General features: G+C 35.8%; 20 protein-coding genes, 1 pseudogene and 1 other annotated feature. Of the genes and pseudogenes, 5 read left to right on the forward strand and 16 right to left on the reverse strand.

The window, feature by feature from the left end; all coding sequences use genetic code 11:
• Positions 1–32: 32 nt before the first annotated feature.
• Complete coding sequence (locus IGJ03_RS09095) at positions 33–356, reverse strand: hypothetical protein (RefSeq protein ID WP_016616133.1); 324 nt, start codon at positions 354–356, stop codon at positions 33–35.
• A gap of 93 nt (positions 357–449) precedes the next feature.
• Here IGJ03_RS09095 and IGJ03_RS09100 point away from each other — a divergent pair, with 93 nt between their 5' ends.
• Positions 450–782, forward strand: a complete 333-nt coding sequence (locus tag IGJ03_RS09100) for a helix-turn-helix domain-containing protein (protein ID WP_002408770.1) — start codon at positions 450–452, stop codon at positions 780–782.
• Between the two features lie 80 nt (positions 783–862).
• Here the strand turns inward: IGJ03_RS09100 and IGJ03_RS09105 are convergent, their stop codons facing one another.
• The 7 genes from IGJ03_RS09105 to pbp4 all read right to left on the reverse strand — a co-directional run bounded on the left by IGJ03_RS09105 (position 863) and on the right by pbp4 (position 8,448).
• Positions 863–1,363 (reverse strand): HD domain-containing protein, encoded by a 501-nt coding sequence (locus IGJ03_RS09105; RefSeq protein ID WP_002356666.1) that lies wholly within the window; start codon positions 1,361–1,363, stop codon positions 863–865.
• 155 nt (positions 1,364–1,518) lie between these two features.
• The gene (gene argS, locus IGJ03_RS09110) at positions 1,519–3,210 is read right to left on the reverse strand and encodes an arginine--tRNA ligase (protein ID WP_375804594.1); all 1,692 of its coding nucleotides are present in this window, start codon (positions 3,208–3,210) and stop codon (positions 1,519–1,521) included.
• A gap of 73 nt (positions 3,211–3,283) precedes the next feature.
• Positions 3,284–3,487 (reverse strand) — a binding site (T-box leader).
• A gap of 42 nt (positions 3,488–3,529) precedes the next feature.
• The gene (gene tsaD / locus IGJ03_RS09115; protein ID WP_010826609.1) at positions 3,530–4,576 is read right to left on the reverse strand and encodes a tRNA (adenosine(37)-N6)-threonylcarbamoyltransferase complex transferase subunit TsaD; all 1,047 of its coding nucleotides are present in this window, start codon (positions 4,574–4,576) and stop codon (positions 3,530–3,532) included.
• Positions 4,573–5,037: a ribosomal protein S18-alanine N-acetyltransferase gene (gene rimI / locus IGJ03_RS09120; protein WP_010826610.1), complete on the reverse strand. Its 465-nt coding sequence runs from the start codon at positions 5,035–5,037 to the stop codon at positions 4,573–4,575. Before rimI (IGJ03_RS09120) ends, tsaD begins: the two co-directional genes overlap by 4 nt.
• 7 nt (positions 5,038–5,044) lie before the next feature.
• Positions 5,045–5,599 carry a ribosomal protein S18-alanine N-acetyltransferase gene (gene rimI / locus IGJ03_RS09125; RefSeq protein WP_002384199.1) on the reverse strand — a complete coding sequence of 185 codons (555 nt, stop codon included), beginning with the start codon at positions 5,597–5,599 and terminating at the stop codon, positions 5,045–5,047.
• Complete coding sequence (tsaB, locus tag IGJ03_RS09130; protein ID WP_010826611.1) at positions 5,571–6,290, reverse strand: tRNA (adenosine(37)-N6)-threonylcarbamoyltransferase complex dimerization subunit type 1 TsaB; 720 nt, start codon at positions 6,288–6,290, stop codon at positions 5,571–5,573. The genes rimI (IGJ03_RS09125) and tsaB overlap by 29 nt, the downstream gene beginning before the upstream one ends.
• Before the next feature lie 115 nt (positions 6,291–6,405).
• The gene (pbp4, locus tag IGJ03_RS09135; RefSeq protein ID WP_002356658.1) at positions 6,406–8,448 is read right to left on the reverse strand and encodes a penicillin-binding protein PBP4(5); all 2,043 of its coding nucleotides are present in this window, start codon (positions 8,446–8,448) and stop codon (positions 6,406–6,408) included.
• A 207-nt stretch (positions 8,449–8,655) separates the two neighbouring features.
• On the opposite strand from pbp4, the gene IGJ03_RS09140 reads away from it, so the two are divergent.
• From IGJ03_RS09140 to IGJ03_RS09155, 4 genes and pseudogenes are all read left to right on the forward strand, one after another.
• On the forward strand, positions 8,656–9,888 hold the full coding sequence (locus IGJ03_RS09140; RefSeq protein WP_002356656.1) for an SPFH domain-containing protein: 1,233 nt from the start codon (positions 8,656–8,658) through the stop codon (positions 9,886–9,888).
• 103 nt (positions 9,889–9,991) lie between these two features.
• A complete protein-coding gene (locus IGJ03_RS09145) occupies positions 9,992–11,137 on the forward strand; it encodes a TFIIB-type zinc ribbon-containing protein (protein WP_375804593.1) in 1,146 nt (381 codons plus the stop codon).
• Positions 11,134–11,943: a TPM domain-containing protein gene (locus tag IGJ03_RS09150; RefSeq protein ID WP_002359694.1), complete on the forward strand. Its 810-nt coding sequence runs from the start codon at positions 11,134–11,136 to the stop codon at positions 11,941–11,943. Before IGJ03_RS09145 ends, IGJ03_RS09150 begins: the two co-directional genes overlap by 4 nt.
• Positions 11,944–11,953: 10 nt before the next feature.
• A pseudogene (locus IGJ03_RS09155) lies at positions 11,954–12,148 on the forward strand (SHOCT domain-containing protein); the annotation flags it as partial.
• Between the two features lie 23 nt (positions 12,149–12,171).
• Here the strand turns inward: IGJ03_RS09155 and IGJ03_RS09160 are convergent.
• From IGJ03_RS09160 to murB, 8 genes are all read right to left on the reverse strand, one after another.
• Positions 12,172–12,903, reverse strand: a complete 732-nt coding sequence (locus IGJ03_RS09160; protein WP_375804592.1) for an HAD family hydrolase — start codon at positions 12,901–12,903, stop codon at positions 12,172–12,174.
• A gap of 147 nt (positions 12,904–13,050) precedes the next feature.
• On the reverse strand, positions 13,051–13,278 hold the full coding sequence (locus tag IGJ03_RS09165; RefSeq protein ID WP_002362220.1) for a hypothetical protein: 228 nt from the start codon (positions 13,276–13,278) through the stop codon (positions 13,051–13,053).
• Between the two features lie 87 nt (positions 13,279–13,365).
• Positions 13,366–14,016: a diphthine--ammonia ligase gene (locus IGJ03_RS09170; RefSeq protein ID WP_002394076.1), complete on the reverse strand. Its 651-nt coding sequence runs from the start codon at positions 14,014–14,016 to the stop codon at positions 13,366–13,368.
• Between the two features lie 662 nt (positions 14,017–14,678).
• Complete coding sequence (locus IGJ03_RS09175) at positions 14,679–15,491, reverse strand: ABC transporter permease (protein WP_002362627.1); 813 nt, start codon at positions 15,489–15,491, stop codon at positions 14,679–14,681.
• Positions 15,491–16,876, reverse strand: a complete 1,386-nt coding sequence (locus tag IGJ03_RS09180; RefSeq protein WP_025189573.1) for an ATP-binding cassette domain-containing protein — start codon at positions 16,874–16,876, stop codon at positions 15,491–15,493. The genes IGJ03_RS09175 and IGJ03_RS09180 overlap by 1 nt, the downstream gene beginning before the upstream one ends.
• Positions 16,860–17,999, reverse strand: coding sequence for a UDP-galactopyranose mutase (glf, locus tag IGJ03_RS09185; RefSeq protein WP_375804591.1), 1,140 nt, complete (start codon positions 17,997–17,999; stop codon positions 16,860–16,862). The genes IGJ03_RS09180 and glf overlap by 17 nt, the downstream gene beginning before the upstream one ends.
• A 58-nt stretch (positions 18,000–18,057) precedes the next feature.
• Positions 18,058–18,456, reverse strand: a complete 399-nt coding sequence (gene cpsH / locus IGJ03_RS09190) for a lipoprotein CpsH (RefSeq protein ID WP_002387128.1) — start codon at positions 18,454–18,456, stop codon at positions 18,058–18,060.
• A 17-nt stretch (positions 18,457–18,473) separates the two neighbouring features.
• Entirely contained in the window at positions 18,474–20,927 is a 2,454-nt protein-coding gene (gene murB, locus IGJ03_RS09195; RefSeq protein WP_375804590.1) for a UDP-N-acetylmuramate dehydrogenase, read from the reverse strand.
• Between the last annotated feature and the right edge of the window lie 55 nt (positions 20,928–20,982).

A 20,982-nucleotide genomic window follows, 5' to 3' on the forward strand; every position in this document is an offset into this window, starting at 1 on the left:
GGAAAGTGCAATAGAAGAATAACTCATTACCTTTAACAACCTTCACGTGTCTTTTTAGACACTAGCTCATCAAAAAAAATAACCATGATTTCTTCGCTTTCCAGATCTAACAACTTAGAAATCAATTTAATATCTGAAGCTTTAAATACAACCTCTCCTTTTAATTTCTTATAAATTGTTGAAGCTGAGATTGGTTGACCTGCAGCGGTCATTTCACTTGCTAACCATTCAACATTTTTCCCTTTTAATTTCAATTTTGAATGAATTAAATTTGATTCCATTTTACTCCCCCTTTTCACCCCTTTTAGTGTCTTATTAGACACTGGAAGTATATCATTTTGTGAAAAAACCGTCAATATATGCCTATTCAATAGTTATTTATCACTCTATGTATAGAGTAAAACATGTTTCTTTTGCGACACTTTTTGTGCTAGAATGTTTTTACGGAGGTGGTTTTTTTGAAAGAAAATTTTTTGAAGCAAAAAAGGATGGAGAAAAATCTTACATTAGAACAAGTTGGAAATTTTGTTGGTGTTGGAAAAAGTACCGTCAGGAAATGGGAAACTGGAATGATTGAAAATATGGGGAGGGATAAAATTGTCGCCTTATCTAAAGTTTTAGATGTATCACCTCTTGAAATCTTAGGTATTCCTGAAACGGAAGAAACGCCATTTGTTGTCCCGACCAATATTATGAATGTTTACAAACAATTGACAACTGAAAATCAAGAAGCAGTCTATCGATATGCTCAAAAGAAATTAACAGAACAAAATTACTTTTAATATTTATTTTAAATAGATGAATGTTAGACTTTTTAGTCAACGTTAAACAAAAAAAGCTTATCCTTCCGGATAAGCTTTTTTTAGATTGACTGTTGGCCAAAATACTGACGCCATTTGGTTTTCATGGCTGTCGTCATCGGCAACGCCGCTTCTTTGACAGCACAATATTTGTCAACAAAGGTTACAATGTAACTTTCTTTGTATTTTGGTGGTGCAATAGTTGCGCCCCACATATGTTTAATAATAATGTCTCGTTCTAAATCAGACAACTCTGTAATTTTTTCAGCATTTTTGGCTGCAATTCGTGGATGAACATAGGCATGAGAGCCTTCGTCAAACTTTGTTGTGCGCCAATCATAGTAAAACAAATCATGCAATAAACCAGCACGAGCTGTTGCACGAGCATTGCCGTTCCAACGCTTTGCTAATTTATAGCTATGATAGGAAACACTAATTGAATGTTCTAAACGAGTTGAATGCATATGTTGTGTGTATTCTGCTAATTTTTGGACTTCTTCGGTTGCTAATAAATCTTCTACATAAGAAAGATATTCTTCGTCTTCACGCCATTTTTCTGTCATATAATTGGGTGCCACCTTTTCTAATCCTTTTATAACTTGACTCGAGTATAGCACCCCAGCTATTTAATTACTATGAATTTCTCAATCTGTAACTTAACTTTAATATTTGCTTAATAAGTTTAGCGTTCAGCGTAGCAAAATTTTCACAAAAACTTCTACATTTCTTCTGGTGCATGTAATCCTAGTAAACGTAAATCTTCTTTTAAAACAGTAGCTACTGCATAAACTAACGCTAAGCGTGCCTCTTTTTGATCATCTTCATCCAAAATCCGAACATGGGCATAATATTTATTGAACGCTTGTGCTAAATGAATGCTATGTTTCGCAATAACAGATGGTTCATATTTTTCAGCAGCTTGCATCACAGTTTCAGGGAATTTTTGTAACAACTTCACGACTTCCCAGCTATCCTTGTCATTTAGTGCATAACGTTGTGTAGCGTCTGGTGTAAAGTTTGCTTTACGTAAAATACTCATCGCACGAGCATGCGTATATTGAACATATGGCCCAGTTTCGCCTTCAAAACGAACAACTTCATCTAATACAAAATCGAAATTATTTAGACGATCATTTTTAAGATCATGGAAAATAACTGCACCTACACCTACTTGTTTCGCCACTTCATCACGATTTGCTAAGTCTGGATTTTTCTCGTTAATTTGATTTCCTGCTAAAGTAACGGCTTCATTCAATACTTCTTCTAATAAAACGATTTTCCCTTTACGTGTGGATAATTTTTTACCGCCTTGAGTAATTAAACCAAACGGAATGTGTTCCATATCATCTGACCAGTCAAACCCTAGTTCTTTCAAGACTGCTTTTAATTGTTTGAAGTGATTGCTTTGTTCGTTGCCGACTACATAAAGCGATTTGGCAAAATCATACGTCCGTTTACGGTAAAGCGCAGCAGCTAAATCCCGTGTGATATATAAGGTCGCACCATCTGATTTACGAATAAGTGCTGGATTTAAATTATATTCTGTCAAATCAACAATTTCTGCACCTTGATTTTCTGTTAATAAATGTTTTTCTTCTAATAAAGTAACAATTTCATCCATTTTATCATTATAAAAGGCTTCGCCATTGTATGAATCAAATTCAACTTCTAACATGGAATAGATTTTATCAAATTCTTTTAGAGACTCGCTACGGAACCATTTCCATAATTCATTGGCTTCTTGGTCTCCTTCTTCTAATTTTTTAAACCAAGCACGTGCTTCGTCTTCTAATTCTGGTTTTTCTTCTGCTTCTTCATGAAATTGCACATATAAGCGCAATAATTCATTAATTGGCTGTTGGCGGACTGCTTCTTCAGAACCCCATTTTTTATAAGCTACAATTAACTTACCAAACTGTGTACCCCAGTCACCTAAGTGGTTAATCCGAATTGGCTGATACCCAATTTTTTCTAAAATAAAGGCAATTGAATTCCCGATTACCGTAGAACGTAAGTGTCCCATAGAAATTGGTTTAGCAATGTTTGGTGAAGACATATCAATAGGAACATTGCCATTATTGCCAAAGGTACTGTTTCCGTAGTTATTTTTTTCTTTGACTACTTCGCCAATAACAGCTTGACTGACTGCTTCTTTATTCATGAAAAAGTTTAAATAAGGTCCTACCACTTCAATTTTTTCAAAATTCGTGCCATCAATTTTTTCTGCTAATTCTGCTGCAATTTGTTGTGGTGCTTTACGATAAATTTTAGCTAATGAAAAGGCTGGAAAAGCCACATCTCCATGATCAACAGATTTAGGATTTTCCAATAATTGTTCGATTTGATCCATCGTTAATTCTTCATTTAAAACATCATGTAACGCTTTTGCTACGATTTCTTTGTTGTTCATAAGAACCCTCCTGATTAATTTGTAAGTATTAAAAAAACAAAAACGTCTCTGACAAAACAAAATATTTTGTTTTGTCAGAGACGAGAATTTACCCGCGGTACCACTCTAATTGTCTATACTACTTGGATAGACCTGCTTCATCGATAACGGTGATTGCCGTCTGCTTTCAGCAGAATTCTAAAAGTGCGCTTCCTCATTCCGATCACTCTTGGCTCCCACCTTCCCAAGATCGCTAAGCTGACGTTGAAATAAGTACTCTCTTTATCATCGAATGTCATTGTTAAACTGGCTTCATTATAGCAAATTTTTGTCTAGCTGGCTAGCCTTCTTCACTAATTGTCATAAAACTAACGCCAGGTTCTGCATTTAAGTTATACGAAGCAAAATGATTCTTTTCAGCTTCGATAAAAGCGGCAGCGCCAATCATCGCCGCGTTATCCCCACAAAGTTTTAATGGCGGAATAAGTAATTTTACTGCTGGTAATTGTTCACTGATTGCATGTCTCATTGCTTCTCGTAATCCTTGATTCGCAGCAACGCCCCCAGCGATTAGCAATTGCTTAACAGGATATTCTTGACAAGCACGAATGGTTTTAGTCACTAATACTTCTACCACACTAGCCTGAAAACTTGCGGCTAAATCCTTTGTAGACAGTGCTTCACCACGTTGCTCTGCATTATGAACCGTGTTAATAAACGCACTTTTTAAGCCACTAAAACTAAAGTCATAGTTATCCTCTTTTAGCATCGCCCGTGGAAATTGATAGGTATCTGTGCCTTCATGGGCCAAAGCATCAATCTCTTTGCCACTAGGATAAGGCAACCCTAACACCCGTCCGACTTTATCATACGCTTCACCAGCTGCATCATCACGTGTTTCACCAACAATTTCGAAAGAGCCATCTTCTTTCATGTAGACCAATTCCGTATGTCCCCCACTAACAAGTAAGGCCATCAATGGAAATTCGAGCGGTGCTACAAAACGGGCAGCATAAATGTGTCCAGCCATATGATTGACCGGAATAAGTGGTAATTGGTGCGCCCAAGCAAATGCTTTTGCTGCAGAAAGTCCTATTAATAAAGCACCGACTAACCCAGGCCCATAGGTCACAGCAACGCCACTAAGCTCTTCTGGGGTGACTTTTGCTTCTGTTAATGCTTCTTCAATACAGATCGTCACTTGTTCAACATGATGACGACTCGCAACTTCTGGAACGACTCCGCCAAAACGTTGATGGCTCTTAATTTGCGAAGCTACGATATTGGAAAGAATTTTGTCGCCATCTTCAATGACAGCCACACTTGTTTCATCACAGCTACTTTCCACAGCTAATAATAATTTACGTTCTTTTGTAAAAATTGTCATTGGGCTTCCTTCCTTAATTTCGCACACATTACAAAGGCATTTTCTTGAGGTTCTTTATAATAATTTTTTCGAACAGCTACTTTCCGAAAACCTGTTTTCTCATAAAGTTTTTGAGCTAGTGTATTCGATTCTCTGACCTCTAAGAAAATTTGTGTAATGTTACGACTTTTAACATATTCTTTAAAAGCTTTCATTAATTGACAACCAATTCCTTGGTGTTGTCTCTGACCATTCACAACAACGTGACTAATTTCTGCTTCATCTAAAATAAAATGATAGGCAATATAGCCTAACCACTGGCCATTTTCAACTAAAAAAAGATATTCGCTATTTTCCTGAGCAAAATCTTCCGCGAATTGTGTTTCTGTCCAAGGGGAGCCAGTTGTATAAGAAGAATTACTGAAACGCCATAATTCTTCACCAATATTTGCTACAGATATTTCTTTTTTTGTTACTAACATTTTTTCTTCACTCTTCTTTTAAATCAATTATCATTTCTAGTGCGTCTTCATTATTTTCGTCATAATAGCCTTTTTTCACTGTTTGTGAGGCAAAGCCAATTTTCCGATACAAACGTTGGGCTTTAACATTACTCATTCGTACTTCTAGCGATAAGGTTTCACAACGATTTTTCTTGGCAAAAATTCGCGTTTCTTCTATTAAAGAACGACCTAAACCTAAGCCTTGGTATGCTGTATGGACAGCGACATTCGTAATGTGTGCATCCGTTCCTTGAATCCGACAACCAATAAAGCCAACTGTTTTTCCGTTAATTGCCGCTAACAAATAGAGATGCGGCGCTTTTGAGCCAAGTTCTGCCATGAAAGCAGACATCGTCCAAGGAAGTTCCCCAGCATAAACTTCACGTTCAATTGCTAGTAAATCCTTAATATCTTGGTAGGTGATTTCACGCAATTGAAATTCTTGCTGGTTCATTGCAATGGTTTTAGTTATATACCGTTGCCGTCTTTTTGTAAAGTATTTTGTCACAAAATTAAAGTTTTTCCACATAGCTTTCTCCATTAGGCGTGTGTGTCTTCAACCAATTTTCTTCCGCTTCTACTTTTTTCAAATACGCAGGTAAGAACCCATGAACATTTTCAACAGGTTCAGCCACACTACCTAACGCAGCCAAAACTGCGGCATTAGGAATTTGCCATTGTGGAACATCACAAATTTCTCCATGAGGAATGATTTGAGCTATTTCTTCAGTGAATTTTTCAACATCTTCACCAACAAAAAAAAGATTTGGTTCATCTTTTAGTAGTTCTAATAACTCCCGCAGGGAAATATGTTGGTCCGGTAACTCATTTTGCCACACGCCATCGACAAACCGGTAAGCACCAGCATAGACGTTTTTACGACGCGCATCAAAAAGAGGCACAACTAAACCGGTTTGCCCAACACAATTAGCAGCTAGCGTTTGTAGACTGGAAATACCTACTAGCTCTTTCTTTAAAGTATAGGCCAATGTTTTGGCAGTCGTCACGCCTAAACGTAAGCCAGTGTATGATCCAGGTCCTTCTGCTACGACAAAACGATCAATTGCCGTTGGCGCCAAGTTCAATTGACTCATCAAATAGTCAATTGCCGGCATTAATGTTAAGCTATGATTTCTTTTAACCGTTGCTGTATAACTTCCCAGAATTTTTTGATTTTCACACACAGCAATACTCAATGTTTGGTTAGATGTATCTATTGCTAAAATTCGCACACGAATCCCTTTCCTTCTACAATTTAGTCGCTTCATTGTAGCACACTTTCCTTTTTCTAAAAAGGGAAAACGAGGTTTCTTTTTACAGAAACCTCGTTTCGTTCATTTTCTCTTTTTATTTAATGGTTGCTTCTAAGTAATCAATTAATGGTTTACTGATATCTGTTGCAGAACCATTTTCTCCTGAATTTTCAACCATAATCATTGTTAAGAATTTATTGTTACTACGATCTAACGTTAGAAGGAAACTGTTTTCTTTGCCATCTGTATCTTGTTTATCTTTTATTTCAGCTGTTCCTGTTTTAGCAGCCAATGAGAAGTTCGGATTGTACATATTATAAACATAACCTGAAGGATCTTCCACACTACCTAAAAGATCTGTGGCAATTGTATTCGCTGCGTTGGCGCTGATTACATTGTCTTTTTTCTTCGTTTCTTTGTCTAAAACTAATTTTGGATAGACTAATGTTCCATTATTTTGGAAAACACTATACATGGTAGCTTGTTGGATTGGTGAAATTAACAATTGGCCTTGACCGTAGCCCGTATCTGCTAAAAGAATTTCAGAATTAAATTTATCTTCATTTGAAATTTGAGCAGGCGTCATGGCAATTGGTAAATCTAGTTCCTCACCGAAAATGAATTTATTAAGACCCGCTCTAAATTTGTCTTCTCCCATCCGTAATGTTTGTTGGGCAAAATAAATATTATCTGAATTAACTAAAGCGGTACGCAGATTGACTGGACTTGCTTCTTTTACACGTGTCGCAAAATAGCCGCCCCAAGATTTATCTTTTTGCCATTTCAAGCCATTAATTTCTAGCTCTTCATCTGGCTTCAATGTCCCTGCATCTAAACCAATGGCACCGGTAATTGTTTTAAAGGTAGAGCCTGGTGCATAGCCTGTCGCAAAACGTGCTGTGAATGGTAAATCTTTGTTGTTATTGTAAGCATCATATTCTTTTTGAGAAATGCCATTGGCCATTTTATTAGGATCATACGAAGGTGAACTAACCGTTGCTAATAAATCGCCTTTTTGAGGATCGGTAATGACCGCACTACCAGGGCGTTTGTCAAATATAGCGAAGGCTTGTTGTTGTACGCCACTGTCAATCGTTAATTTAATCGTTTGACCATCTTTTTTCTCTTTGGTTTGTAAAGCTTTTTTGACATTCTCTTTGTCATCTAAAATAACTAGTGAGCCACCATCTTGCCCTCTTAATTCTTTATCAAACGCTCGTTCTAAGCCAGTTTTACCAATTACGCCCGTACTACTTAACTCTGGATTTTTTTCAATATCTTCTGCAGTAATGGTGCCCGTATACCCGATTAATTGCGCAGCTGCTTCCCCCAGCGGATAATAACGTGACTCTGTGTCTTTTGTCGCAGCCCCTGTTGGTAATTCTGTCACTGGTTCAGAAGCAACTGTGATTGGTACAAAGGAGTCTGCTTGGACCCATCCTTGGCTTAACTTTTGATTGATTTCATCAACAGAAACGCCGAACTTATCACTAAAAGCTTTGATATTGGCTGTTTTTTCTGCGCCAGAACCAAGTTTGCCAGGCACTACGCCCACTTCGTCAAACACTTTGTTAATTGCTAGCCCACTACCATTACGATCGACAATTTCTCCACGTTTGGCATTATCTACTTGAATCGAAATTTTATCATTTCCTGACATATCTGGAAAAATTAAAGACGGCTTCCAAGCGATTTGGTAGGTATCGCCTTTCTTGGCGATACTTGATTGATAAGACAAATCTTTCATTTCGCCTAAAGGAGTGCTCATCGATAATTTATAGGTAAATGTGTATTGATTGTCTTTCGCCTTTTTGACTTGAACATCACTAGCTTTAACTCCTTCTGCTTGAATCCCTGAATAAATTGCTTGGTATTTTTCAACAACAGATTTAGTATCATAGCCATTTTTCTTTAAGCTAGCTTCTTGAACAACGGACGGTAACTTATCAAATTCCTGTTTTGACAATACGTTTAAAAATGTAGTAGCTGTTTTCTTCGCTTCGGCTAATTCTTGTTTGGCTTGCCATTGACTATAAGCATAATACCCGCCACCGGCAGCAGCGATTAGAACCAAGGCAGAAACACCAAGAATAAGTGGTTTTTTTGAAGATTTTTTATTACGATTGCTTCGTTCCATTCAATAATCCCCTAACTATATAATATGTCTTTTCTTCTATTATACGTAACTTTTTTTAAAATGCTTGTGTTTCACCTATACTTTTTTTAATTTCTTAATAAAGTTTGATCAATTTTTTCCATTTCATCAGGCTTTCGTTGGATTTCTCTGCATTCATTGTGTGGTATACTAGCTTTAACAATTAGTTTTTTATTAGGAGGAATGAACATGGGACTTATTAAAGCAGCAACAAGTTCAGTTGGCGGTGGCTTGGCCGATCAATGGCTAGAGGTTATTGAACCTGATAATATGGGGGACACAACCGTCATGACAAAAGGTGTTTTTGTACGTAAAGATGATAAACGTGGTTCTAATCGTAAAGGAACGGACGATGTTTTAACAGATGGTTCTGTTGTACATGTCTATCCCAACATGATGATGCTTCTTGTCGATGGTGGCAAAATCATCGATTACACTGCTGAAGAAGGCTATTATACAGTCAAAAATGATTCTGCGCCTTCAATGTTTAACGGTTCTTTAAAAGATGCGATTGCAGAGACCTTCAGTCGTTTCAAATTTGGTGGCGTAACTCCACAAAAACAACAAGTTTTTTATATTAACTTGCAAGAAATTAAAGGCATTAAATTTGGAACACCTGCGCCATTAAACTATTTTGATAATTTTTATAATGCCGAACTTTTCTTACGTGCACACGGAAATTACTCAATTAAAATTACAGATCCTTTACTATTTTATACTAATGCGATTCCTAAAAATCAAACGCAAGTAGATATTAATGATATTAATGAACAATATTTGGCAGAGTTCATTACAGCATTGCAAGCAGCAATCAATCAAATGTCTGCTGATGGGCAACGTATTTCTTATGTTCCCTCAAAAAGTGTTGAATTAAGCAAATATATGCAAACTGCACTTGATGAGGATTGGCGCACCAATCGCGGCATGGAAATTGTTTCTGTAGCAGTTGCGAGCATTTCTTATACAGATGATTCAACTAAATTAATTAACATGCGAAATGAAGGAGCTATGCTCAGCGATCCAGGTGTTCGCGAAGGCTATGTTCAAGGTTCCTTGGCTCGTGGTATGGAGGCTGCTGGTAAAAATGAAGGTGGCGCTATGAGCGGCTTTATGGGCGTTGGTATGGGCATGAATGCGAATGGCAACTACTTTGCGCAAGCGTCTCAAACAAACCAACAACAAATGCAAGAAAAACAAAACCAGCAAAACGCACAAGGGGCTACAGACACTTGGACTTGCCCACAATGTGGGACTGAAAACACTGGGAAGTTTTGTTCAAACTGTGGTACACCAAAACCAACAAACGAAAAACCAAAATTAGAAATGAAATGTAGTGAATGTAGCGAAATTGTTGACTTAAGTAATGGTATTCCTAAGTTCTGTCCACATTGTGGTAAACCATTCCAAGGGGTTCCTTTATAAGCAAGTAGTGAACAATTAAAGAAAAGGGTCAGGCACAAGTCTACCCTTTTTCTTTGAATCAGATTCCTGTTATTTACTCACTCTATTAGAAAGGACGGTTGCAATGGAAACAACATTTACCCATAAATGCCCCAACTGTGGCGGCCCGCTCTTATTTAATCCCAAAGATCAAAAATTTCATTGTGAATATTGTTTAAATATTTACACGGAAGAAGAAGTGACTCGTTATGAGCAACAGCAACATGAGGCGCATTTAGAGAATCCCTCAACAACGACTGCCGAGGAAAATTTGACTTTCACAGCGGAAGAAGAATCCTCCACTACGCAACAAACAGAGACCACTGAGAATGAAACAACTGCAGATGCAGGCACAATGGAAATTTTTAATTGTCCAAGCTGTGGCGCTCAAATTGTCACCGATGCAACAACGGCAGCCACATACTGTTATTATTGCCATAATCCAGTTGTCTTAGCTGGTCGATTAAGTGGCGAATTTTTACCAGAAAACGTCTTACCCTTTACAATTGAAAAAGACGAAGCGATTGAAAAATTTCTCGCTTGGACCAAGAAAAAATGGTTCATTCCCCGAGATTTTTTCAGCAAAAATCAAATCGATAAATTAACAGGGGTTTACTTCCCCTATTGGGTCGTTGATGCAGAAGTCGACGGACAACTGCAAGCTACTGGCACAAGTATTCGCATTTGGCGCGTAGGTGATATTGAATACACCGAAACAAAACGTTTCAATGTGGGACGTTCAGGAAAATTATCGTTTAAAGAATTAGTTAAAAATGCCTTGTCAAAAAACGTCCAACAAAAAATGGTGGAAGGCGTTCAACCATTTTTAATTGATCAAGCAGTGCCTTTCAAAAGCCAATACCTAGCAGGTTTCCAAGCAGAAAAACGCGATATTGAATATGAAGCAATCAAAAAACACGTCCAACAAGAATTACAAGATTATTCGGAATCATTGTTACGGGACTCTGCTTCTGGTTATACTACGTTGACAAATGTTCGCACGGATATTTCTCTAAACCAAGAAAATAATCACTATATGCTTTTGCCAATTTGGTTAGTCACCTATCGCAGTCAGGAACAATCAAAAAAAGTTTATTATTATGCCATGAATGGACAAACAGGTAAAGTAAGCGGTGTACTTCCAATTAGTTACACTCGTTTAGGACTAGTAACGTTAGGCATTTTCGCTGGACTCTTAGCACTCTTTTTATTAGGAGGTTATTTCCTATGAAAAAACGACTTTTACCTATTTTTTTCCTAATACTTCTTACCTTTGGCCTTGCCCTACCCGTTTCGGCGGCTGAAAATTCAATTGATGATGGCGCACAATTACTGACACCTGATCAAATCAACCAACTAAAGCAAGAGATACAACCTTTAGAAGAAAAAACAAAAGCCTCTGTCTTTATTGTGACCACAAATAATAATACCTATGGCGATGAACAAGAATATGCAGATCATTATCTTTTAAATAAAGTTGGCAAGGATCAAAATGCGATTCTTTTTCTCATTGATATGGACTTACGGAAAGTCTACATCTCTACTTCTGGAAACATGATTGATTATATGACGGATGCACGAATTGATGATACCTTAGATAAAGTAATGGATGGGATGAGTCAAGGAAATTATTTTGCGGCTGCTCAAACCTTTGTTCAGGAAACTCAAGCATTTGTTGATAAAGGGGTTCCTGGGGGTCACTATCGTGTGGACAGCGAAACAGGTAAAATCACTCGTTATAAAGTCATTACCCCGTTGGAAATGGTAATTGCTTTTGCTGCTGCGCTGATACTCAGTTTGGTTTTCTTAGGCATTAATATTTCTAAATATCAATTAAAATTTTCAAGTTATCAATATCCCTTTAGGGAAAAAACAACTTTAAACTTAACCTCCCGCACAGATCAGTTAACCAACTCTTTCATCACTACGCGTCGTATTCCTAAAAACAATGGCGGCAGTGGCGGAATGGGCGGTGGTGGCAGCACCACCCACTCAACTGGCGGCGGCACATTCGGTGGCGGCGGTCGAAGTTTTTAGATTTTTCGCAGAAATACCAACTCCTATAAAGAGTGATAAAAACCAACCGATTGAACCAAAACTATTTGATTCACAAAAAAACTCACCTAGCACTATTGAAGACGTAATGGCTTAGTTAAGAAATTTAAAACTGTTAGTTGATGAAGGAATTCTAACAGAAGAAGAATTTCAACAAAAGAAACGGCAATTGCTTCAATTAGATTAATAAAAAAATCCTGAAAAGACTCGTCATCTTTTCAGGATTTTTTTCTTCTTGGTATTTTCCCATAATTCTTGATAAGGTATTTCATGGATATCACGAAAATAAGCTACTTCAAACTTTTCAAAATCAGTTGACTGACAGTTGCCTGTTAAAACACCAATTCCCGCTTTACCATGACAAGTTCCCATGAAAACATCCACGAGCGAATCACCTACCATAATTACTTCTGTCGCCTTTAATTGACATGACTGACAAAAGGCTTGGAGCATGTCCGCATCTGGTTTCGGTAAGTAACGATCTCCTGTCGCAATAAAATCAAACATTTCTGTTAAACCAAGATATTCCATAATCAACATAGTCGCTGGCAAAGTATCTGAAGTTGCTAATCCAATTTTATAGTTCTTCCGTTTTAGCTCAAGAAATAACTGTTTTAAATCACCAATTGGTTCAATCTTTTTCAGATTTTTTCGTAAATAATCATAAAAAAATTGTTCCAGCCATCGACTGCTGATTCCCTGTTCGACTAATTCCTCAAAATGCGCCAATTCCTGATAAAGTTCCTGATAAAGGACTTCATCAAGTAAATGTTTTTGCAAAAAACGTTGCTCCTGAATAGCTAATATCTTTTTTATTTCTGCTGAATGATGAGGGTCTAACATACTTAGTGTTTCAAAACAAGCTTTCAAACCTGCTTGCCAAAGAGTGTCAAAACGAATACACGTACCATCTTTATCAAATAAAATTCCTCGATTTTCCATGAAAGAACACCTCAAAACGTTTGCTTTGCTTACTATTTGTTTCTTCAAGTATACTAATCATTTATTTGATTTTGATATTCTTTTTGTATCATTTGTGTAAAAAAATATAAAAAAGCAACGAATTTAGAAAAATTCGTTGCTTTTTTATTAATCAATCACTTTTTTCACTTTGAATTCTTTTGTTTCAGCAGACGGTTCTGTTTGATCAGCTAATTCAAATAAAATATGGGTACCATTTTCTTCATCTTCAACGATAATCAGTTTTCCTGGAATCTTTCGAGTATCTTTCGCAATTTGGGCTTCTTTAATTAATTCTTTTTGATCTCTTTTTGAAGCAAGGGCATTTCCTAAATTAAAAAAGACAGTTTCTTCCATAATTAACCACTCACTTTCTCTACTTTTCTTAAGTTAATTATAGCATATCCCTAGAAAAAGTGGCAGCTTGTGTCCTTTTACTTTCATTTAAGCATCAATAATCAAGGAATAAGCATAAGGACTTTCATAAATTCCTGAAGCATAATAATTGAGCCTCTTTTTAAATAGCGGGCCGTCAATTACCAACGTATGGTACTCCCCGTTTTCTCCGCAAATATCTAATTGATGCTCTTTAAGGTACGTGATAAATGTTTCATCTAACGGTTCTCCTAAAAATTTTATTGGAATACCTGCCTCTTTGCTGACCGTTTTGATAATTGCTGTGTACCCTTTTGCCAAGAATTCTTTGACAAGTGCTTCGCGATTCTCCTGCCAAAGAGGTAATTGTGGCTCAAGCCCAGCACTTAATGCAACTTGGCGATCCCAAGCACCATTTTGTTCAATATCTATATCGCCAAAACAAACCGTTTCTGCACCCAATTTTTTAGTTTCATGCAGTGCCTCAACCACTTTTTCTGTGTAATTTGTTTCATTGTTATGTGATATAACAAGTGGTAAATCTAACGCTTCGGCCGCTGCTTCTAAGACGGAGATTGGTATGCCGTGAAACCAAGAACGATTAATTTCATCACTTAATGTTGTCACTAACGCAACTGGCTGATTTCCTGCTTGTACCAATCGATCCATCGCCAATAAACAATCTTTACCAGAGCTATAACTTAAACAAAATTTTTTCATAAACGTTCCCTCTTTTCTCTATGACTATACCTCAAAACAATACATCCGTATACATATTTATTATTTAAGTATAACTAATACTGAATAGTTATTTGAATCAAAACATGGTATAAAATAGAGGTAAAGCAAGCTTTATTCACTTCTTTATATCTCTTTTCAACGGATGATCAGCTGGCGGAAACCAGCTGATCTTTTTTTCAAAAAACACAGCTATCTTTTGCAGTTTTCTTTTCCTCATGTTATAAAGAGATAGTAGGAAGCATTTATTCACTTCTTTACAAATCTATCTTAATCTTAGACAGTCGGCGGAAAACGGCTGTCTATTTATCTGGAAAAATTATGAACTCGTCAGCTAGTGGTCAGTTGACGAGTTTTATGTTATAATAATTAGAACACGAAAAATATTTTTAAACGAACCATTCAATTGTTTTGATGATTTTATTCAAAACTGGCGTGTCTAGAGAGATACAAGGATGTATTAGAGGTAGGGAATACATCGCTTAAATGAAAAATACTTGAATACTAGAAATAGTCTGATCCAACTTTAAAATAATAATATTGATTCGTTAGATAGCCTTCTCTTTAAAGAGAAGGCTATTGTCAATTAAAGAGTAAAACCACCGTATTCTTGTCAGTATACGGTGGTTTTACTTCTTCACATGTTACATATAATCAACAAATTTACTTCTGAACTTAACATGTAAATGAGCCCCTACGATAAATATTACTAATGTTGTTAGCCAAAAAACAACAAGTTGGGGCTTATCTTCAAAAAACCATCTTTTATAGAAAAATGTATCTCGAAATCCATTAATAATATATGCGTAAGGATTCAACATAAGAATTTTTGATAACCAAGACGGTAAATTCTTTGTACTTAAATCCCAAAAGACCCCTGACATATACATTAATACTTGGATAATAGAATTCAAGAAAATTTGATAATCCCTAATTAATGCAGCAATCGTTGAATTAATCAGACTAAAACTATATAAAAAGATAATCATCGCTACAATATAGTAAGGTAGCTGAATCCAATAAATAGAAATCTTTTCGCCTGTCGAGATTGACACAATTGCTGCTAACGTAGTGAACGCAAAATAACTTGGTAACTCAGAAAATATTTTAACCATTGGCAAAATACTTATTGGAAACTTCATTCTAGAAACCATGCCAACTTGCATATAAACAGAACTAGAAGCTTGTTTCGTTACTGTACTTAAAAAAATCCATGTACTTAATCCTACCATCAACCAAGCGATATAGGATACTCCTCCTTTTACGGTTCGAGCACCACCAAGGGCAATACCAAAAGCAAAATAATAGACACCTAACTGAATTAAAGGACTTAAAATTTGCCATAAATTTCCTAAGATGTGGCTTTGATATAATGCTTTATTACTGTATTTAGCAATTCGTTGTGCAACGCCTAAATATGAAAACTGTTCAGCTAAAATTAATTTTACCTCGCGCATTATTCAGTCACCTCTTTCAATTTCAACACTTGTCCAGGATAAATAGGTACCTCAATGATTTCTGGATTCAAAGTTTGAAGTTGTTCTATAGTGAGTCCGTGATTTTCAGCAATCAAACTGACTGAATCTCCAACTTCCACTGTATATGTCGACACAGCTTGTTCACTATTATTATTTTCTGGTACGTTCGTTGAACTAGACTGTACTTCCTCCTGCTGGATAGATTCTTTTGTTGAAGTTGGTTTAGTTTTAGACGTTTTCACAGCGCTTGAATCCTTACCTGCTACTTTCTCAGGAACAAATATACGTTGAATTGTTTCTGCTGGATGAATAAAAGCTGTTGTTAATGAAATACCTTTTACAAAGGTAAGACTTACATAAAAAATCATACAAAGTAGCAAAATTAACAAGCTCTTCGTACCAAGAGTCATTTTATCTCCAATTTTATTTTTAGTAGTAAATTTTATGACTTCTTTAGTCGTCCGGCGACTGCCTACTTGTTGATTGGCTTTTTCAAGAATTGTTTCTTGAAGTTGTTCCAAAGAAAAATTTCTCTGTTTGGCCTTGCCATCTCTCTGATACGATTCTTTTTGCGGTTCAGTGAAATGATTATAACGGTGCAAGAAAGCACGATATTCCTTTAAAATATGCTTAGTTTCACCAAATGCACGTAGGTCACCATAATGCATCCAAGCTACACGATCACAAATTTGCTCTACTTGTTGAATAGAATGAGAGACAAAAAAGATAGTTTTGCCTTGCTCTTTAAATGCAAGCATTTTTTTTAAGCCTTTATTATAGAAGGTTTGATCTCCTACAGATAACGCTTCATCGATTACTAAAATATCTGGATTTTGATGAACCGCAATTGAAAAACCAAGTTTAGCACGCATACCGCTAGAGTAAGTTTTAACAGGCTGATCGATAAAAACACCCAATTCTGAGAATTCAATAATATCATCGATTTTGGCATCAATTTCTTTATTTTTTTCCCCCAACATTAAACATTTCATTCGAATGTTTTCTCGTCCTGTCAAATTATTATTTAGTCCTGCACCAATCGAAATAATTGACACTTCACCATTTATTTCAAGTTCTCCTGATGTTTGAGGGGTGATGCCTGAAATAATATTTGATAAAGTGGATTTGCCTGAACCATTTAAACCAATAATACCAATTGTTTCTCCAGAATATACGTCGAGGCTAACACCTTTTAACGCCCAAAATGTGGGAACTTTGTTTTGAAAAATACTAAAAAGTGTCTTCAATTTGTCAATACGTGTTTGCGCTAAACTGTATTCTTTGGTAAGTAATTTTGTTCTAACTTTCAGTTCTTTTTCCATTTGTTCCTCCGAGTCTAACCCTTCACTAGTTGGCCATTTCACCAAATTCTTTAGCGACTGCTTTCAAAGCTGCTCCGAAAACTTGGTCCATATCATAGTATTGATAATTGGCTAAACGTCCACCAAAAATAACTTTTTCTTGAGCGTTTGCTTTTTCTTTGTATTTTCTAAACAAAAGCGAATTTTTCTCATCATTAACAGGATAATACGCTTCTTTTGAACGATCCCAATCTTGTGGGTATTCTTTCGTCAAAATTGTTTTGTTTTCATCGGCCTGTTGATCAAAATGTCGCCATTCCATTATCCGTGTATAGGGAGTTTCCGCATCTGTATAATTAATTACGGCATTACCTTGTGCATTGTTTGAATCTACTGTTTCATTTTCAAAACGTACTGAACGATATTCTAGTTCGCCACAAGAATAATCAAAGAATGCATCAATCATCCCTGTATAAACAATTTTTGGAAACTCTGATAAGTAAGTTTCTTTCTCTGCCAAAAAGTCTTTATTCAATTGAATATCAATTAATTCACTCTCTAACAATTTATCAAACATAGCTGTATAACCGTCGACAGGTACGCCTTGATAGCGATGGTTAAAGTAATTATTATCAAAAGTAAAACGAGTTGGCAAACGACGAATAATAAAACTTGGTAATTCCGTAGCCTTACGTCCCCACTGTTTTTCTGTATAGCCTTTAATTAATTTTTCATAGATGTCCGTTCCTATCAAACGAATCGCTTGTTCTTCTAAATTTTTTGGAGCTCCTTTAATCCCAGCTGCCTCCCGTTGCTCTGAAATTTTTGCTTGTGCTTCAGCTGGCGTTTTTATCCCCCACATTTGGTAGAACGTGTTCATATTGAATGGCAGGTTGTAGAGCTCTCCTTTGTAATTAGCAACTACTTGATTGATGTAGCCATTGAATTCCGTCAATTGATTGACATAAGACCATACTTCTTTATTGTCAGTATGAAAAATATGAGCACCATAGTCATGGACATTAATGCCATTTTCTTTATGTGTATACATATTGCCACCAATATGAGCACGTTTCTCAATAACTAATACTTTTTTTCCTCGTTTAGCTGCTTCACATGCAAACGTTGCCCCAAAAGGTCCTGAACCAACAATTAAATAGTCATAATTTTTCGTATTGTATTTCATTAACTAACTTCTCCTAACAAAGTTACTTTCAATTTATTTCAAACACTAAATGCATTATTTATTTTTTCACTAAAGTAGCCAGTACCTTTTTACCAACGCCTTCTTTTGTGTAAGAATATAAGTTGATTTTTTCGTTATCTTTTTCTATTTTATAAACTACAAGTGATTTCAAATTTTTTCCCTTTAAAATCACAATATTATCATTTGTAGTGGAAACATCATAAATACGTTTGCCATCCAATGTCCACACATTATCTTTAACAACTAATGTTTTCCAATCCCAATTAGCTGTTACTTGATACTCTCCATTTGTAATCAAAGGTTGTTCTGAATTAGTACTTTTGGAAATAGTTGTCTCTTGGTTTTCTGAATATTTTTTACTGATGTAATATCCTGACCAAAAACCACAACCGATACCAATTGCTAAAGACACAATTATCGTGATTATTTTTTTCATGTCACACACTCCTCCGTTTATTTAAAAGTTAAACTTGCTTCCCACATATTTGCACCTAAAATTCTCACTTCTGGTTTTAATAAAAATCCAGAAAATTCATAAACTTTTGCAATAATTAAATAAATTAATGCTTCATAGTCTTGAGCAGAGGCTTGTTCAACATTGATAAAGAAACCTGGATGTTTTTCAGATACTTTTACTCCGCCAATTCTAGTACCAACTAAGCCAGCTTGTTGAATTAATCGAGGCGCCCGTCCCCAAGTAAAAGTTGACCCATGATTTGGATGTGTTAGTGGGTGCATCCTTTCTCTAATTTCGACAGTTCCTACCATGTCATTTACCATGTTTTCTAAATTACCTTCTGAAATCTGTAATTTAGTTTCTAGAATAATCCACTCAGGATGATCCATAAATGAACTATAGCGATGACTAAATTGAACATCTTCTTTATTTAAAACTTTAATTTCTCCATTTTCATCTACGATTGTAGCTTCAAGAAACATACTATTAATATCCTTAACTGTCCCAGCATTCATATAAACTGCGCCACCAATGGTTCCTGGAATATTATCTGCCCATTCTAAACCGCATTTCAAGTGTTCTAGTAGATAATAAGATGTTTCAATTAAGCTTGCACCTGCCGAAACTGTTAAAACATTCCCCGTAATTTTACGATAATTCAAGGCAGTCATATTTAAAGTAATCCCACGGATACCACCATCACGGACTAAAATATTTGAACCTTTACCGATAACAGTTAAAGGAATCTGATTATTTTTAGCATATTTTACAATTAAAGCAACTTCTTCTATCCTTTTTGGAAAAATTAAAAGGTCTGCTGGACCACCAACGAAATTTGAAGCATATTCTTTTAATTCACGACCTACAAATAATTCCAAATCTGGTAGTTCTTCTAAAAGATCTTGTTTCCACGAACGAATTCTCTCATTTTGTACAATTTTCATGATTAATTGTTTTCTTGTTAAAAGATTCTCTGGAATTGCTAATGCTTTCTTTTCTGTGCCTTGTTTCGGTTTAGTCTTAGGTTTTTGTATCGGATGCAAATACATAACATGTTCGATTTTTTCATCTTTCACATATTTACCGACGATTCTAAAAGGACTGAACGTTTCCTTTCCCTTAAATTTTTCACGATTAAATCTTGTAGTGACTTCACGATGATTATTCATAAAAATTAATTCTTTATCTGTTAGCTTCCAAAAGCTTTCATTAGGATTGGAATTTTTTATCGTACCATTTGGCGATAAAACAATTGCTGCGGAAATCGGAACAGTTGTTTTAGCTCGATAAAAATCCAAAGGTTTATTGATAATATATCGTCTAAATTCATCATATACTTCGTCTTCATCTGGGCTAAATTTACTTGTCAACGCATCGGTTAACCACTTATCTGAAATCTCTTTTTCTCTAGCAATCTTTCCAGCGGTCTTTTGATAGTCAAGTGCTAAACTAATATTTTTATTTTCTTCAATTTCTTGTTTTGTGTTTTGCTCATAGACACGTCTAGTTTCGCCAAGCTCAAACAGGTTCATCAAGCTATTAAAGCGGTCAATTCCACGTTGTTCATTATAGAAAATTGAAAACGGTTTTTGGAAAATAGTCGCAAAAACAGTGCCATGAAACGAATCAGTAATAATATATTTTGCTTCTCGATAAACAGATAAGAAATTTTCTGGTGTATCTTCAGAAACATATTCTACTGTATTAGGAAACGTTTTTTTCGCTAGTTCACGTCCTTTTAAAGGATTAGGCAAGACCACTAATTTCAGTCCCAATTTTTCTGCGATCGCTAGTGCTACACGAACTTTTTCCTTGTTAATATCCAAGAAAAAGACAGCCATATAATCTCCTGATTCTTGTCGTTTAAACGTAGCTTGATCAGCTAAAGAATCATATTCACTTCTTTCAACAAGATAGGTTGGATCCAAAGCCTGAATAACTTCTTCTTGAAAAATATCTTTCATAATTTGTACAGAAAAATCTTCTCTCATAGAAACATGATTAAACTGTGTAATATCTTTTTTGCGGTTTGCAACCCATTTGGGATCATATTTACTTGTATCTGCTTTTCCTAATGAAACAGAATAAGCAATTGTTTTATTACGAGGATAAACAAAATCTAAGAAATCATCGTCGTCTACCCAACCATTCCACGGATTCCACATTTGATCAGAGCCTAAAATAAAGGTATCTAGATTTTCTAAATCGTTCAATGTCGGTAACGTTTCTTTTGTTAATTGCTCAGTATAGGGCATATTATTTTTCTTAAAAAAATTATACGCTAAAGGCATCCATGCTCGAAAGTTACTTCTGTTTTTATAACCTAGTGGTCCATCAATCATTACCGTCTCGTACCCTTTATTCTGTACATATTTGTTTAGAGCATAGTATGTTAAGATTGATCCATAATTTTGGTTATACCACCAGCCCATAATTGCTGCTTTTTTCATTTTTCCGCTCCTACTTTCTCTGTTAATTACTTATTATTCGTTCATGTTTAAGAAT

Origin of the sequence: Enterococcus sp. DIV1315a, assembly GCF_051712325.1 — a bacterium.
Taxonomy (GTDB): domain Bacteria; phylum Bacillota; class Bacilli; order Lactobacillales; family Enterococcaceae; genus Enterococcus; species Enterococcus faecalis.

Bases quoted from the DNA above. Each gene is read 5' to 3' on its own strand.
- pbp4 (WP_002356658.1), bottom strand. From the start codon at position 8,448: ATGGAACGAAGCAATCGTAATAAAAAATCTTCAAAAAAACCACTTATT.
- IGJ03_RS09175 (WP_002362627.1), bottom strand. From the start codon at position 15,491: ATGCGCGAGGTAAAATTAATTTTAGCTGAACAGTTTTCATATTTAGGC.
- IGJ03_RS09165 (WP_002362220.1), bottom strand. From the start codon at position 13,278: ATGGAAGAAACTGTCTTTTTTAATTTAGGAAATGCCCTTGCTTCAAAA.
- argS (WP_375804594.1), bottom strand. From the start codon at position 3,210: ATGAACAACAAAGAAATCGTAGCAAAAGCGTTACATGATGTTTTAAAT.
- IGJ03_RS09170 (WP_002394076.1), bottom strand. From the start codon at position 14,016: ATGAAAAAATTTTGTTTAAGTTATAGCTCTGGTAAAGATTGTTTATTG.
- IGJ03_RS09105 (WP_002356666.1), bottom strand. From the start codon at position 1,363: ATGACAGAAAAATGGCGTGAAGACGAAGAATATCTTTCTTATGTAGAA.
- glf (WP_375804591.1), bottom strand. From the start codon at position 17,999: ATGAAATACAATACGAAAAATTATGACTATTTAATTGTTGGTTCAGGA.
- rimI (WP_010826610.1), bottom strand. From the start codon at position 5,037: ATGTTAGTAACAAAAAAAGAAATATCTGTAGCAAATATTGGTGAAGAA.
- IGJ03_RS09145 (WP_375804593.1), top strand. From the start codon at position 9,992: ATGGAAACAACATTTACCCATAAATGCCCCAACTGTGGCGGCCCGCTC.
- IGJ03_RS09140 (WP_002356656.1), top strand. From the start codon at position 8,656: ATGGGACTTATTAAAGCAGCAACAAGTTCAGTTGGCGGTGGCTTGGCC.
- rimI (WP_002384199.1), bottom strand. From the start codon at position 5,599: ATGGAGAAAGCTATGTGGAAAAACTTTAATTTTGTGACAAAATACTTT.
- IGJ03_RS09160 (WP_375804592.1), bottom strand. From the start codon at position 12,903: ATGGAAAATCGAGGAATTTTATTTGATAAAGATGGTACGTGTATTCGT.
- IGJ03_RS09150 (WP_002359694.1), top strand. From the start codon at position 11,134: ATGAAAAAACGACTTTTACCTATTTTTTTCCTAATACTTCTTACCTTT.
- murB (WP_375804590.1), bottom strand. From the start codon at position 20,927: ATGAAAAAAGCAGCAATTATGGGCTGGTGGTATAACCAAAATTATGGA.
- cpsH (WP_002387128.1), bottom strand. From the start codon at position 18,456: ATGAAAAAAATAATCACGATAATTGTGTCTTTAGCAATTGGTATCGGT.
- tsaD (WP_010826609.1), bottom strand. From the start codon at position 4,576: ATGACAATTTTTACAAAAGAACGTAAATTATTATTAGCTGTGGAAAGT.